General features: G+C 71.0%; 15 protein-coding genes. 5 read left to right on the top strand and 10 right to left on the bottom strand.

Features of this window, described 5'->3' with window-relative positions:
* Position 1: 1 nt before the first annotated feature.
* The 4 genes from FO059_RS16595 to FO059_RS16580 are packed head-to-tail and all read right to left on the bottom strand — an operon-like array spanning position 2 to position 3,990.
* Positions 2-796 carry an SDR family oxidoreductase gene (locus FO059_RS16595; RefSeq protein WP_143910047.1) on the bottom strand — a complete coding sequence of 265 codons (795 nt, stop codon included), beginning with the start codon at positions 794-796 and terminating at the stop codon, positions 2-4.
* 29 nt (positions 797-825) lie between these two features.
* The gene (locus FO059_RS16590; protein ID WP_143910046.1) at positions 826-2,064 is read right to left on the bottom strand and encodes a cytochrome P450; all 1,239 of its coding nucleotides are present in this window, start codon (positions 2,062-2,064) and stop codon (positions 826-828) included.
* Between the two features lie 4 nt (positions 2,065-2,068).
* Entirely contained in the window at positions 2,069-2,755 is a 687-nt protein-coding gene (locus FO059_RS16585) for a TetR/AcrR family transcriptional regulator (protein ID WP_233266674.1), read from the bottom strand.
* On the bottom strand, positions 2,752-3,990 hold the full coding sequence (locus FO059_RS16580) for a cytochrome P450 (RefSeq protein ID WP_143910045.1): 1,239 nt from the start codon (positions 3,988-3,990) through the stop codon (positions 2,752-2,754). Before FO059_RS16580 ends, FO059_RS16585 begins: the two co-directional genes overlap by 4 nt.
* 218 nt (positions 3,991-4,208) lie before the next feature.
* Between FO059_RS16580 and FO059_RS16575 the strand changes: the two genes are divergently transcribed.
* The 5 genes from FO059_RS16575 (at position 4,209) to FO059_RS16555 (ending at position 8,723) form a co-directional block, all read left to right on the top strand.
* Entirely contained in the window at positions 4,209-5,726 is a 1,518-nt protein-coding gene (locus FO059_RS16575) for an aldehyde dehydrogenase (RefSeq protein WP_143910044.1), read from the top strand.
* Positions 5,727-5,788: 62 nt separating this feature from the next.
* Positions 5,789-6,541 carry an SDR family oxidoreductase gene (locus FO059_RS16570; RefSeq protein ID WP_143910043.1) on the top strand — a complete coding sequence of 251 codons (753 nt, stop codon included), beginning with the start codon at positions 5,789-5,791 and terminating at the stop codon, positions 6,539-6,541.
* A 187-nt stretch (positions 6,542-6,728) separates the two neighbouring features.
* A complete protein-coding gene (locus FO059_RS16565; RefSeq protein WP_233266673.1) occupies positions 6,729-7,592 on the top strand; it encodes an NAD(P)-dependent oxidoreductase in 864 nt (287 codons plus the stop codon).
* Positions 7,589-8,002 (top strand): carboxymuconolactone decarboxylase family protein, encoded by a 414-nt coding sequence (locus tag FO059_RS16560; RefSeq protein WP_143910042.1) that lies wholly within the window; start codon positions 7,589-7,591, stop codon positions 8,000-8,002. The genes FO059_RS16565 and FO059_RS16560 overlap by 4 nt, the downstream gene beginning before the upstream one ends.
* Before the next feature lie 28 nt (positions 8,003-8,030).
* The gene (locus tag FO059_RS16555) at positions 8,031-8,723 is read left to right on the top strand and encodes a class I SAM-dependent methyltransferase (RefSeq protein ID WP_372497925.1); all 693 of its coding nucleotides are present in this window, start codon (positions 8,031-8,033) and stop codon (positions 8,721-8,723) included.
* A 33-nt stretch (positions 8,724-8,756) separates the two neighbouring features.
* Here the strand turns inward: FO059_RS16555 and FO059_RS16550 are convergent, their stop codons facing one another.
* The 6 genes from FO059_RS16550 to FO059_RS18485 form a co-directional block, all read right to left on the bottom strand.
* A complete protein-coding gene (locus FO059_RS16550) occupies positions 8,757-9,809 on the bottom strand; it encodes a prenyltransferase (protein WP_143910041.1) in 1,053 nt (350 codons plus the stop codon).
* Complete coding sequence (locus FO059_RS16545) at positions 9,796-10,527, bottom strand: class I SAM-dependent methyltransferase (protein ID WP_143910040.1); 732 nt, start codon at positions 10,525-10,527, stop codon at positions 9,796-9,798. Before FO059_RS16545 ends, FO059_RS16550 begins: the two co-directional genes overlap by 14 nt.
* Positions 10,521-11,792 carry a glycosyltransferase family 4 protein gene (locus FO059_RS16540; RefSeq protein ID WP_143910039.1) on the bottom strand — a complete coding sequence of 424 codons (1,272 nt, stop codon included), beginning with the start codon at positions 11,790-11,792 and terminating at the stop codon, positions 10,521-10,523. The genes FO059_RS16545 and FO059_RS16540 overlap by 7 nt, the downstream gene beginning before the upstream one ends.
* A 76-nt stretch (positions 11,793-11,868) precedes the next feature.
* Positions 11,869-12,768, bottom strand: coding sequence for an LLM class F420-dependent oxidoreductase (locus tag FO059_RS16535; RefSeq protein ID WP_143910038.1), 900 nt, complete (start codon positions 12,766-12,768; stop codon positions 11,869-11,871).
* Between the two features lie 245 nt (positions 12,769-13,013).
* Positions 13,014-13,178 (bottom strand): hypothetical protein, encoded by a 165-nt coding sequence (locus FO059_RS18490; RefSeq protein ID WP_158726362.1) that lies wholly within the window; start codon positions 13,176-13,178, stop codon positions 13,014-13,016.
* A 65-nt stretch (positions 13,179-13,243) separates the two neighbouring features.
* A complete protein-coding gene (locus FO059_RS18485; protein WP_158726361.1) occupies positions 13,244-13,396 on the bottom strand; it encodes a hypothetical protein in 153 nt (50 codons plus the stop codon).

Below are 13,396 nucleotides of genomic sequence, written 5' to 3'. Positions count from 1 at the left end.
GTCAGTTCTCCTTCGTGGTCTGCTCGTGCAGGGGCGCCTCGGGCTGGACCTCCATCAGCGTCACGTGGGCGCCGCGCGGCGAGGTGACGCACGTGGTGACCGCCGCGGCGATGTCCGAGGCGCGCAGAAAGTAGGGGTGGCGGGCGAATCCCCACCGCATCCAGTCCTCGAGAAGGGGGCCGGCGTCCTCGGCGCTCATGTCCATGCCCATCGACGTCTGCGTGGGGCCGGGTCGCACTATCGACGAGCGGACCCCCGTGCCCTCCAGCTCCATCCGCATCTGATGGCCCATCGCCTCCACCCCCGCCTTGGCGGCGTTGTACGCACCGGAGCGCGGACGCGGCGCGGCCACGACGTCGGAGCCGATCAGCACCACGTCCCCGCGTCGTCGGCGGACCATATGGGGCACGACCCTGGCGACGAGCCGCTGCGCGCCGCTCAGGTGCACGTCGAGCTGCGCGGCGAACACCGCGGGGTCCATCTCGTGGATGCGGCCGACCCGCAGATCCCCGGCACCGGAGACGACGATCTCCGTGGGGCCCAACGCCTCCTCGCCCCGAGCGACGAACTCGTCCACCGACTGCGTATCGGTGACGTCGAGCCGGGCCGCGAAGGCCTCGCCGCCTTCGTCGCGGATCTTCTCCGCGATGCGGGCGCACTCGTCGTCGCGCCGGGCGCCGAGCATGACCGGGTGGCCGAGCGCTGCGAGCGCCCGCGCGGTCGCGGTGCCGATCCCGGAGGACGCGCCGCTGATGAGCGCCGGCCGCCGTTGGGGGTGCGGGTCGAATCGTGGCATCGTTCATGGCCTTTCGGGAGGGGGCGGCGTCAGCGGCGCGTGACACGCATCGGCATGGTGGCGAACCCGCGCACGTTCGTGGAGTGCACGCGTTCCGACGCGGCCTCGTCGATCTCGAGGGACCGCACAGCGTCGAGCAGCTCGGTGAGGGCGATGTCGGCCTCCAGACGGGCGAGGTGCGCCCCCAGGCAGTAGTGGGTCCCGACGCCGAAACTGAGGAGGCCGCCGGAGCTGTCGCGTCCGATGCGGTAGGTGTCCGGATCCTCGAAGACCCGATCGTCGCGGTTGGCGGAACCGACGAGCAGCAGGACCTTCTCCCCGGAGGGCACCGTGATCCCGTGATACTCGGTCTCGTCGATGGTGGTGCGCGCCAGCATCTGGGTGGAGGTGTCGTACCGGAGTGTCTCCTCGATCCACGGCTGGACCATCGCGCGGTCCGCCAAGGGCTTGGCGAGTTCGTCGGGGAACCGGTGCGCCCAGTAGACGGCGTTGCCGAGCAGCTTGGTCGTCGTCTCGTTGCCGGCGACGACCATGAGGAACAGGAACCCGATGATCTCCTCGTCGGTGAGGCGGTCGCCGTCGACGACGGTCTCGGCGAGTGCGGAGGTCAGATCTTCGGTGGGGGCGCGCCGTCGTTCGGCCAGCAGATCGGTGTAGTAGGCGATCAGCTCGAGGGCGGCCTCCATCGCCGCCTGCGGCACGTCCTGCACGCCGTCCTCGCGGTGCACCACGAGGTCCGCGAGCCTGCGGATCTCCACCCGGTCCTCGTCGGGCACGCCCATCAGCTCCGAGATCACGTCCATCGGTATGCGGCCGGCGAATTCGGCGATGTAGTCGAACTCGCCCTTCTCCAGCGCCGGATCGAGGTGCTGGTGGGTGATCTCGGTGATCCTCCGCCGCATCGGCGCGATCCGCCGTGGGTTGAACCCGCGCGACACGAGCGAGCGCATGCGGATATGGCGGGGGTCGTCCAACGCCAGGAACGACATCGTCTTGTGCGCGTGCGGTCCGTAGGCCGCCGGGTCGAGGGCCACCCCGTTGGCGCTCGACAGGCGCCCGGCGTCGAGGAACCCGGCGCGCACGTCCGCGTGCCGCGACAAGGCCCAGAAGCCGATGTCCGGGTTGTGGTACACCGGGGCCTCGTCCCGCAACCACCGGTAGGTGGCGTACGGGTCCTCGTGGAAGTCGTAGTCGTACGGGTCGAAGACCCGGTCCCGCGCCGGAACCTCGGCGGCGGAGCCGCCGCCCGCGATCGGCCGTACCGTCATGGTGTCACTTCCCCTCTCGTTCACTGCTCAGGATCAGGCCGGCGAAGGTCTCCAGCCTGTCGGCGATCTCGTGGTAGGTCTGGTGCCCCATTCCCGCGCGCACGAGGCCGCCGGCCCAGACCGTCTCGAGCGCCTCGAGGACGTCTTCGTCCGTCGCTCCGCCCGGATCCTGGGCGCCGTCCGCTGTGCGCGAGTCCGCCGATTCGTCGAATCGGAGGGCGAGCGACAGCCGCCGGCGGATGTTCATGCCGATGCGGATGCGCAGGTGGCGCACCTCCGGGTCGTCGCCCAGAAGCGCTGCGGTGACCGCGGATGACAGCTCGGGCTCGTCCGAGACCAGCAGGGCGACACCGCGCATCACCGACGCGACACGCTCGAGCCGGGACGAGCCCTGCGGAGACGTGCGCTCCGGAGAGGTTTCCGGCAGCGCGGCAAGGCGCCGCCAGAACGCCTCCGCCATCAGGTGGTTCTTCGAAGAGAAGTAGGTGTACGCGGTGGCCGGCGCCACGCCCGCATCGGCGGCCACGAGCCGGATGGTCAGGCCGGAGTAGCCCTTGCCGCGCAACACGGTCACCGCGGCCTGCGTCAGCGACTCGACTGTCGCGGCCTGCTGCGCGCTGAGGTGCCGCCGCGTCGGTTCGAACGCGGGCACTCCGCCGGGTGCCCCGGCCGTGCATCCGTCCACACTCACGACGGCGCTCCCCAGGCCGGATGCAACCGCACGCGCATCTCCTTTATGCCGTTGATGAAGTTCGAGCGCAGACGCCGTGCGGGGCCGGTCCGTTCCACAAGCTCGACGCGGGCGGCGAGTGTTTCGAACAGCACCCGCAGCTCGAGGCGTGCCAGATGGGTGCCCAGGCAGTAGTGCGCTCCGCCGCCGCCGAATGCCAGCTGGGCGTTCTGCGTCCGGGTGATGTCGAACGCGAACGGGTCGTCGAACACCGCCTCGTCCCGGTTGGCGCTGGCGTAGAACATCACGACCTTGTCGCCGGCCGCGACGGGCTGATCGCCGATCATGCAGTCGCGGGTGGCGGTGCGGCGGAAGTCCATGACCGGCGTGATCCAGCGCAGGACTTCGTCGACGGCGGTCGGAGCCAGGGACGGATCCGCGCGCAGCCGGTCCCACTGCCCGGGGTGGTCAATCAGTGCGAGCATGCCGCCGGTGGCGGAGTTGCGGGTGGTCTCGTTGCCTGCGATCACCAGCAGTACGAAGAACATGTTGAACTCCACCTCGGAGAGCATGTGCCCGTCCTCGTCGGGCTGAACCAGCGCGGTGATGATGTCGTCGCGGGGGTTCGCGCGCCGCTGCGCGGCGAGTTCGTTGGCGTAGAGGAAGATCTCGGCCGCGGCCATCTCCCCGTCGGCCTCGGTGGTGTGGAAGTCCGGGTCCTCGAAACCGATCATGCGGTTGGACCAGTCGTAGAGGCGGCCGGTGTCCTCCCGGGGGACGCCGAGCAGCGCCGCGATGACTGCGAGGGGGAGCGGCGCGGCGATCGCCTCGACGAAGTCCACCTCACCCTCGGCGACCGCGGCGTCGACCAGGTCCTCGCTGATCCGGCGGATGTCTGATTCCAGCCGGGCGATCACCCGAGGGGTGAATCCCCGGCTGACCAGCAGCCGTTGGCGGGTGTGCTCCGGCGGATCCAGGTTGAGGAGCATGGCGGCCTGCTTCTGCCGCGTCTCCTCGTCGAAGTCCTGGAGCTGGGAGGTGCCGAGCGCGCTGGAGAAGGTCTCCGGATCACGCGACACGGAGATGACGTCCGCGTGGCGGGTCACGGCCCAATAGCCGGAGCCTTCCTCCTCCGGCTGCCAGTAGACCGGCTCGGCCGGCCTCAGCCAGGAGAAGAACTCATGGGGGACGCCCTCCACGTACACGTCCGGGTCGTGGAGCGTGACCGGTGTCGGAGCGTCGTCAGTGGTCGTCATCGCGTACCTCGCATGTCGGGATCGACTGCCATCCGTGTGTGGTGGGGATCACCGTAGCGGTGAAATCGCCCCGTGTCGACACATGACCAGACAATTGTCCAGAGTATTGTTCGATCACGCGTTCCGTATTGCGTGGATCACACTGTCGAACTATAGTCCAGACAGCTGTCTAGCCCGCCTTCTTCTGAAGACGGCCGAACCTGGAAGGTCGGTGACCGATGACCCGGACCCGTACTCAGGACCCGGCGGAAAGCCTGATCAGGCCTGGACCCGCAGAGAACACCAAGCTGCTCATCGATGGCGAACTGGTCGACGCCTCGTCGGGGAAAACCTTCGCCACCGTCGACCCGAGCACCGGCATGCCGCTGGGCCTGGCCGCAGACGCCGGGCCCGAGGACATGGATGCTGCAATCGCGGCGGCGCGCCGAGCATTCGATACGACCGACTGGGCGCGGGACCACGTCCTGCGGGCCCGGTGCCTCCGGGCACTGCGGGACCGCCTGCAGAGTCACATCGAGGAACTGCGCGAGGTGACGATCGCCGAGGCCGGCGCACCGGCGTTCTTCACCACCGGGCCCCAGCTGGAGGGTCCGGTCTCGGACCTCGGATACTTCGCCGACCTCGCGGAGAGCTACCAATGGGAGACGGAGCTCGGCACGGCGCGCCCGATGGGAATCCTCACCCGCCGGGCCCTGCTCCGCGAGCCGGTGGGTGTGGTGGGCGCAGTCACCCCGTGGAACTTCCCGCACCAGATCAACCTCGCCAAGGTCGGCCCGGCGCTGGCCGCGGGCAACACGGTGGTGCTCAAACCCGCACCGGACACCCCGTGGTGCGCAGCCCTGGTCGCGAAGATCGCCGCGGAGGAGGCGGGATTCCCCGCCGGAGTGTTCAACGTCGTCACCTCGTCGGACCATGCGCTCGGTGCACAGCTCGCGACCGACCCGCGCGTGGACCTGGTGTCATTCACCGGCTCCACCGACACCGGCCGCGCGGTGATGGCCGCGGCCTCGGAGAGCCTCAAGAAGGTCTTCCTGGAACTCGGCGGCAAGTCGGCGTTCATCGTGCTCGACGACCTGGACGCCGGGGCGTTGGCGTCCGCCTGCGCCACCGCGGCTTTCACCGTCTCGACCCATGCCGGGCAGGGCTGCGCCTTGACCACCCGGCTGCTGGTGCCGCGTGCGCGGCTGGAGGAGGCGGTCACTGCCACCGCCGACGTGATGGGCGGGCTGGCGCCCGGGGATCCCGCGGACCCGGGGACCATCTGCGGCCCGCTCATCTCCGAGCGGCAGCGCGCGCGCGTCGAGGAGTACCTGCGGCTCGCCGTGGAGGAGGGCGGCACCGTCGTCTGCGGCGGCGGTAGGCCGGCGGGGAAGGACGAGGGTTTCTACATTGAGCCGACGCTGATTGCGGGACTCGACAATTCGTCCCGGACGGCGCGTGAGGAGATCTTCGGCCCTGTATTGGTGATCCTCCCGCACGACGGGGACGAGGACGCGGTCCGCATTGCGAACGATTCCCCCTACGGGCTCTCCGGCGCTGTGTGGGGCGAGGATCCGGGGCGCATCGACCGTGTGGTCCGGGGCGTGCGCACCGGGACCCTCAGCGTCAACGGCGGCATCTGGTACTCGGCCGACGTGCCGTTCGGCGGCTACAAGCAGTCCGGGATCGGACGGGAGATGGGTGTCTCAGGGTTCGAGGAGTACCTGGAGACCAAGGCCGTCGCGTATCCGGCATGACAGCAAGCATCCGGGGCGCGAGCGCGCACCGGGCAGTCCACAACGAGAACCGGGGAAGCACCATGGCACGTTTCGAAGGCAGGACCGCCGTCGTCACAGGCGCGGCGCAGGGGATCGGCGAGGCGTACGCCCGCGGCCTTGCCCGTGAGGGGGCGCGGGTCGTCCTCGCAGACATCGACTCCGAACGCGGCAAGGCCGTGGCGGACGCGATCGGCGCTGAGGGGGGCACGGCGACGTTCCACCACGTGGACGTCGCCGATCCGGAGTCCGCCGCCGACCTGGCGGACTACACCGTCACCGAGTTCGGCGGCATCGACCACCTGGTCAACAACGCGGCGATCTACGGCTCGATGAAACTGGATCTGCTTTTGACGGTCCCCTGGGACTACTACAAGAAGTTCATGTCGGTGAATCTCGACGGGGCGCTCAACGTGACGCGCGCGGTGTGGAAACCGATGTCCGAGAACGGCGGCGGATCCATCGTCAACCAATCGTCCACCGCGGCATGGCTCTACTCCGGCTTCTACGGGCTGGCCAAGGCGGGCATCAACGGCCTCACACAGCAGCTGGCGACGGAGCTCGGCGGTTCGAACATCCGGATCAACGCGCTCGCCCCCGGGCCCACTGACACCGAGGCCACGAGGAGCGTCACCCCGCAGGACATGGTGGCCGACATGGTCGAGCGCATCCCGATCCGCCGCATGGGGACCGTCGGCGACATGGTGGGAGCCTGCCTGTTCCTGCTTTCAGACGACGCGGCGTGGATATCGGGTCACATACTCAACGTCGACGGCGGACAGATCATCCGCTCATGACATGGGCGGCGGAAGCCGACAGGTGGCGATGATGCGGCACTCCCCGGAACAGCAGGATTCAGCACGGTCGGACTCAGCAGAGGTGGACTCAGTGCAAGTGGAACAGCAACGGCCGGTGCCGGATTCAGTCCGCGCGACCCGCGGAAACGCCGGTCCGGCTCGTCTGGCGTACATAGGCCTCGGGAACATGGGGTCGCCCATGGCGCAGCGGTGGCTCGACTGGCCGGGCGGGCTGACCGTGTGCGACGCCCGGCCCGCGGCCGCCGAACGCGTAGCAAAGAAGGGCGCGCGCGTGGCCGCGACCCCCGGCGAGGCTGCGCGTGACGCCGACGTCGTCTCGGTCGCCGTCCTCGACGACGCGCAGGTGCGCGAGGTGGTAGCGGGTCCCGATGGGATTCTGACCACGGCGCGCCCGCGGACGGTGATCGCGGTGCATTCGACTATCGCCGACACGACGGCCACCGCGCTCGCCGCCGAATGCGCCGCGTGCGGAGTGGATCTGGTGGACGCGCCCGTGAGCGGCGGGGTGGCGGGGGCGCAGAAGGGCCGACTGGCGGTGATGGTGGGCGGCACAGAGGAGGCGTTCGCCGCCGTGCGCGCGCCGTTCGAGAGTTTCGCCGCACTGGTGGTGCACGCGGGGCCGGTCGGCGCCGGCACGCGCATGAAGCTGGCACGCAATCTGCTGCACTTCGTGTCTTTCACGGCGGCCGCCGAGGCGCAGCGCCTTGCGGAGTCGGCGGGGCTCGACATCACCGAGCTCGGAAAGGTGGTGCGGCACTCCGACGCCATCACCGGTGGAGCCGGCGCGATCATGCTGCGTGACAGCACGCGTCCTGTCGCGCCCGAAGACGGCTGGCACCCGATTCTCACGCACGTACGCGATCTGGGGGAGAAGGACCTGGCGCTGGCCCTGGCGCTGGGCGAACGGACCGGCGCGGACCTGCCGCTGGCGCGCCGGGCGTTGAAGGGCCTCGGCGAGGGGCTGGGTGTGGGGTCCGGGCGGGGTGCGGGCGCACTGGACGAAGCCACCGGCACGGAGGAGGACGAATGACCCAGGTGCAGAACGACTCCGACGGCCAGGGCGCACGGCGCGCCCGCGGTCTGGCGAGGATGAACGAGGTGTACGGGTTCGATGTCCAGGACGGGCCCGGGGACTTCTTCGCGCTCACCGCGGACCACCTGTTCGGCGAGATATGGGAGCGCGAGGGTCTGACGGTGCGGGACCGCCGGCTGCTGCTGCTTGGCGCGCTGTCCTCGCAGGGGATGCTCGACGTGGCCGAGATCCAGGTGGGGGCGGCGCTGGGCAACGGCGAGCTCGACGAACATCAGCTGCGGGAGATCTCGATCTTCCTGTGCCACTATGTCGGGTGGCCCACCGGGACCAGGTTCGATGCGATGGTGGGTAAGGTGCTGCACCAGCGTGCGAAGGCCGCCCGGTCAGACCACGGGCGGGACGGGTGACGGGCAGGACGGGCGACGGGCGGGGCCGATGACGGACGGAACGGATCAGATGGCCGTGGCGGTCGCAGAAGCGCGCGAGCGGGTGGGCCGGGAGTTGCTGGAGGTCATCGAGGCGACCCCGGGTTTCATGCCTCTCGACGAGGGCGTGGCGCTGTTCGACGCGGCGGCGCGCTACTGCGCCGCGGCATCCGGCGGCGCCGTGTGCGCCGAGATCGGCACGTACTGCGGGCGCTCCACGGTGTTCCTGGGCGCGGCGGCGCGCAAGAACGGGGCCACCGTCGTGACCGTCGACCACCACCGGGGCTCGGAAGAGCATCAGCCCGGCTGGGATTACCACGACCCGGCCCTCGTGGACCCGCACGCGGGCCGGCTCGACACGGCCGGCCGACTGCGGCGCACCCTCCATGATGCGGGCCTGGAGGACACCGTCGTCACCGTGATCGGGGGTTCGGCCGGCGTGGCGGCGCTGTGGCGGACTCCGCTGGACCTGCTGTTCATCGACGGCGGGCACTCCATGGCCGCCGCGCAGGCCGACTTCGACGGCTGGGCCCCGCGGGTCCGGGCGGGCGGTGCACTGCTGATCCACGACGTCTTCCCCGACCCGGCCGACGGCGGCCGGCCGCCCTACGAGATCTACCGGCAGGCGATCGATTCCGGCGCGTTCGTGGAACGCTCGGTCACCGGGTCGCTGCGCGTGCTCGAGCGCGTCCGGCCCCGCTGAGCACGCGCGGCGGCAGGTCGGGAAGCCCGTGTATCACGCGGGGCTGTGCACGCCCTCTGGTTCCGTGGATGCGGCGTCGGCGAACAGGCGCGCTCCGCCCGTGGCGCCCGCGATGGCGTCGGCGGCCAGCAGCACCGCGGCGGACGTCCACGAGCTCACCTCCACCGGCCACCGCTTGCCGTCCGCGAATACCAGCCCGGTCCAGTAGGACCCGTCGGGGTCGCGCAGGTGCTGCATCGCCGCGAGTTGTTCCCGCGCCCCGTCGGTGTCGCCGACGGCCGCCAGCGTCAGCGACAGCTCGCACGTCTCCGCGCCGGTCACCCACGGCTTGTGGTCCACGCAGCGGATACCGAGGCCCGGCACGACGAAGTCTTTCCAGCGGCGGGCGATGCGCGCGCGGGCGTCGTCGCCGCGCAGGGCGCCGCACAGCACCGGGTAGTACCAGTCCATCGAGTACTCGGGTTTGGGCGTGAACGATTCCGGTCGGTCGCGCAGGGCGTGGTGCAGCCGTGCCCACGCCGACTCCCACCCCGGCTGCGGCACGCCGAGGGCGTCGGCCAGCCGGATGCCGCAGAGCAGGCCGAGGCGGATGCTCGAGCTTCCGGTGAGCAGGGCCTCGCGGACGGGCCGTCCCCGCACGTCGCGGGCCCACCAGACCTCCCCGCCCGGGGCCTGCATCGACACCGTCAGATCCAGGGCGCGGCGCACCGTCGGCCACATGCGACGCGCGAAATCCGCGTCACCGGTGACCTGCAGGTGGTGCCACACGCCGACGGCGATGTAGGCGCAGAAGTTGATGTCGGTGGCCGCATCCTCGACGCGCCGGCCGCGCACCCGCATCGGCCAGGATCCGTCGCGGCGCTGCGTGGCCGCGGACCAGGCGTAGGCGGCCTCCGCCTCGCCCTGCAGGCCTGCCACGGTGAGCCCCATCGCGGACTCGACGTGGTCCCACGGGTCGGTGTGGCCGCCGGGGAACCAGGGGATCTGCCCGGACGGCTCCTGCATCCGGGCGATCGCCGCGCCGGTGGCCCCCGCCTGCGCGGCGGTGAGCACGCCGGGGACCTCGGGCGGCTCAGGGCGCGCCAACGGTGACCTCGTCCTTGGTCAGGTACAGCGCCACGCTCTTGCCGATGAGCGGATTGAGCGCCCTGTCCAGCAGCCGGGTCAGCGGCGGCGCCGACATCATGTCCCACACCAGCAGCCGGTGGTATCCGCGCACCAGCGGGTGATCCGCATTGTCCACTCCCACTGCGCACTTGAGCCACCAGTACGGGGCATGCAGCGCGTGCGCGTGGTCGCGGTGGGCGACGGTGAGGCCGGCGCGCGTGAGCTTGGCTGCCAGCTCGTCGGCCCGGTAGACGCGCACATGGCCGCCCTCCACCTCGTGGTACTCGTCGGAGAGTGCCCAGCACAGCTTCTCCGGCAGCCAGCGCGGCACGCTCACCGCGGCGACGCCGCCCGGCCTGAGGATGCGCACCGCCTCGGCGATGGCCTTCCCGTCGTCGGGGATGTGCTCGAGGATCTCGGAGAGCACCACGATGTCGAATGCGTCGTCGGGATACGGCAAGGCCAGCGCGTCGCCCACCTCGACACGAGCGGCGGCGCCCTCGGGCACCTCGCCTTCGGAGCGCAGGGCCGCGAACATCGTCTCCACCTCGGCCATGTCGTCGGCGCTCTGATCGAAGGCGACGACGTCCGCTCCGCGTCGCAGCAGCTCGTAGGCGTGCCGGCCGTTGCCGGAACCGATGTCGATGGCGCGCATGCCGGGCCGGACGCCGAGCCGGTCGAAGTCGAAGGTCAGCATCGCCCCTCCCGCATGCCCGCCCGCCGCGCGGCGATCGCGGACTCGTATTTCTCGACGGTCTTCGCGGCCACCGATTCCCAGCTGAACTCGCGGACGGCCCGCGCGCGCCCCGCCGCACCCATGGCCCGGCGGCGCGGCGGGTCCGTCAGCAGCGCCCCGAGGGCCGACACCAGCGCACCCGCGTCGCCGGGCGGCACCAGCGACGCGGCGGCGCCGTCGGTGCCGACGACCTCGGGGAGTGCGCCGGCGGCGCTGGCGACCAGCGCGGTGCCGCAGGACATCGCCTCGACGGCGGGCAGCGAGAACCCTTCGTACAGCGATGGCACGCACGCCACGTCGGCCCCGGCGAGCAGCCCGGCGAGCGCGTCGTCGTCGATGCCGGAGTGCACGTCGACGATGTCCCGCACCGAGAGCCGGTCCATCAGCCGCTCGGTGGCGCCGCCCGGTGTCGGCCGTGAGACCAGGTCGAGGCGCACGTCGTGCTCGGTGCGCAGCTTGGCCACCGCCTCCAGTAGGGTGCCGACTCCTTTGAGGGGCATGTCGGCGCTGGCGACGCAGGCGATGCGGAACGGCCCTGCGCCTCCGGGGGCGGCGGCCTGCGCGGCGGAAGGCGCGAACAGCGCGGTGTCCACCCCGAGCGGGATGGTGTGCAGGCGCCCGTCGGGGATGTCGAATGCCTCGGCGACGTCGGCCTCGGAGGAGCGCGACACCGTCAGCAGGGTGGGGATGCGGCGGGCCACGCGCCCCTGCATCGCGAGGAACCCGTACCACCGGCGCAGAGTGAGCTTGCGGCGCAGACCGGCGGCGGCCAGGTCCAGGTCGCGGTCGCGGGTGATCGGGTGGTGGATGGTGGCGACGACAGGAAGCCCGGCGCGCTGCATCCGCAGCAGCCCGTAGCCCAGACACTGGTTGTCGTGCACGACGTCGAACTCGCCGGCCCGCCGTCCCAGGATCCGGGCCGCGCGCAGGCTGAAGGTCAGCGGCTCCGGGAAGCCGGCGGTCCACATCGTCGCCAGCTCGAGCAGGTCGATGCCGTCGCGGATCTCCGACGGACGCGGCGTGCGGAACGGGTCCGGCTCGCGGTAGAGGTCCAGACTGGGCACGCGGGTGAGGGTGACGGGCGGGTCCAGCTCCGGGTACGGCTGGCCGGAGAAGACCTCCACCTCGTGGCCCAGGCCCGCCAGGCCCCGGCTCAGGTGGCGCACGTATACGCCCTGCCCGCCGCAGTGCGGTTTACTCCGGTACGACAGCAGGGCTATCCGCACCGCTCACCTCGCTTCCTTCGGCTTCGAACCGGGGGTCCCGATGGCAACGATAGAGGGCCGCCGCCCCGGGGCGTGATCATTCCGCCGCAGCGCCCGCCGCGGGCGCGGCGCGCGGCCGGGGTTCCCGCAGATGCGCGATGCGGCCTGCGAGATGCTGGAGGTAGGCGGCGACGGTCGGTTCGTCCGCGTCGGGCATGCCGCAGATCGCCTCGGTGACGCCCAGGTCGCGCCAGCGGGCCAGTTCGTCGGGGTCCGGGCGCCCCGGGACGAGGGCGCTGATCAGAGGGTCGCCCTCGCGTCCGGCTTCCGTCCACGCGCGGCGCAGTCCGGTGATGCCGTCCTCGAGCGCGCCCTCGCGCGGGGTGGTCATCCAGCCGTCGGCATTCCGGGCGATCCAGCGGAAATTCTTATCGTTGCCCGCGCAGCCCACCACGACCGGCACGCGCGGGCGCTGCACCGTCTTGGGCCAGGCCCACGCGGCGTCGAAGTCGACGAACTCGCCGTGGTACTCGGCCTCGTCCTGGTCCCACAGCGACTGCATGGCTTCGAGGTATTCGCGCAGCATCGTGCGCCGGCGGTCGATGCGTACGCCGTGGTCGCGCAGCTCGTCGAGGTTCCAGCCGAAGCCGACGCCTAGCGTCACCCGCCCGCCCGAGAGGTGATCGACGGTGGCGATGGTCTTCGCGAGGGTGAGCACGTCGTGCTCCACCGGCAGCGCGACGCACGTGCCGAGACGGATCGTCGACGTCACCGGTACCGCGGTGCCGAGGGCCACCCAGGGGTCGAGTGTGCGCATGTAGCGGTCGTCGGGCAGCGAGGAGTCGCCGGTGGCGGGGTGTGCGGCCTCGCGGCGGGCGGGGATGTGCGTGTGCTCGGGCACGTAGAACGCGTCGAAGCCGGCGTCCTCCGCAGCGCGTGCGGCGGCGGCGGGGGTGATGCCCCTATCGCTGGTGAACAGGGTGACTCCGAAGCGCACGGCTGCTCCTCGCTCGTCGCGGGTTCTCCGGTGGCGGTCAGGCCCGGGAGCCCTGTCCGCAATGTGAGTCCAGCCTAGAGGAGTGGCCGGACAGGTGTCCACACTCGGGCGGGGCGGCCGGGCCGCATATATGGCGGGCTGTTTCGTCCAGGTTGAAAATACCGTACGGCAGTGCAGATCATGCACGGCAAGCGAAGGATCGCGGGGCGCCCGCCAGGTGGTGGGCGCCCCGCGATCGGCCGGGCCTACTCGCCGGCGCCGCTCATGGTCTCGAGGCCCGCGAAGAAGGGCTTGAGGATGTCGCCGAGGCTGCCGATGCCGTCGCCGGTGAGGGCGCCGATGGAGCCGGTGCCGTTCTCGATGCTGGTGTTGAAGACGCCGAAGGCGTTCGTGAGGGAGTCGGTGAGCATGTGTTTCTCCTGATTCGGTGCTGTGAAGAGGCCGGGCGGCGCCCCGGCCGGCAAGGGGGTGGCGGTTACGCGCCGCCGCCGAGGAGGCCCTCGAGCGAGCCGACGGCGTCGAGGGACTGGGTCTGTGCGGACCCGATGCCGTTGAGCGACATCGTGTCGAACCCGTCCATGATGCCGATGAGGGGGAGGAGGTCGATGAGACCCGGAAGTGAACCCAT

This window comes from Tomitella fengzijianii, assembly GCF_007559025.1.
Classification (GTDB): domain Bacteria; phylum Actinomycetota; class Actinomycetes; order Mycobacteriales; family Mycobacteriaceae; genus Tomitella; species Tomitella fengzijianii.
The sequence above is the reverse complement of the archived record's forward strand: the minus strand, read 5'-3'. Positions and strand labels throughout refer to the sequence as shown.

Excerpts from the sequence above, each read along its gene's own strand:
- FO059_RS16575 (WP_143910044.1), top strand. The coding sequence starts at position 4,209 with ATGACCCGGACCCGTACTCAGGACCCGGCGGAAAGCCTGATCAGGCCT.
- FO059_RS18490 (WP_158726362.1), bottom strand. The coding sequence starts at position 13,178 with ATGCTCACCGACTCCCTCACGAACGCCTTCGGCGTCTTCAACACCAGC.
- FO059_RS16595 (WP_143910047.1), bottom strand. The coding sequence starts at position 796 with ATGCCACGATTCGACCCGCACCCCCAACGGCGGCCGGCGCTCATCAGC.
- FO059_RS16580 (WP_143910045.1), bottom strand. The coding sequence starts at position 3,990 with ATGACGACCACTGACGACGCTCCGACACCGGTCACGCTCCACGACCCG.
- FO059_RS16590 (WP_143910046.1), bottom strand. The coding sequence starts at position 2,064 with ATGACGGTACGGCCGATCGCGGGCGGCGGCTCCGCCGCCGAGGTTCCG.
- FO059_RS16545 (WP_143910040.1), bottom strand. The coding sequence starts at position 10,527 with ATGCTGACCTTCGACTTCGACCGGCTCGGCGTCCGGCCCGGCATGCGC.
- FO059_RS16570 (WP_143910043.1), top strand. The coding sequence starts at position 5,789 with ATGGCACGTTTCGAAGGCAGGACCGCCGTCGTCACAGGCGCGGCGCAG.
- FO059_RS16565 (WP_233266673.1), top strand. The coding sequence starts at position 6,729 with ATGGGGTCGCCCATGGCGCAGCGGTGGCTCGACTGGCCGGGCGGGCTG.
- FO059_RS16560 (WP_143910042.1), top strand. The coding sequence starts at position 7,589 with ATGACCCAGGTGCAGAACGACTCCGACGGCCAGGGCGCACGGCGCGCC.
- FO059_RS16555 (WP_372497925.1), top strand. The coding sequence starts at position 8,031 with ATGACGGACGGAACGGATCAGATGGCCGTGGCGGTCGCAGAAGCGCGC.
- FO059_RS18485 (WP_158726361.1), bottom strand. The coding sequence starts at position 13,396 with ATGGGTTCACTTCCGGGTCTCATCGACCTCCTCCCCCTCATCGGCATC.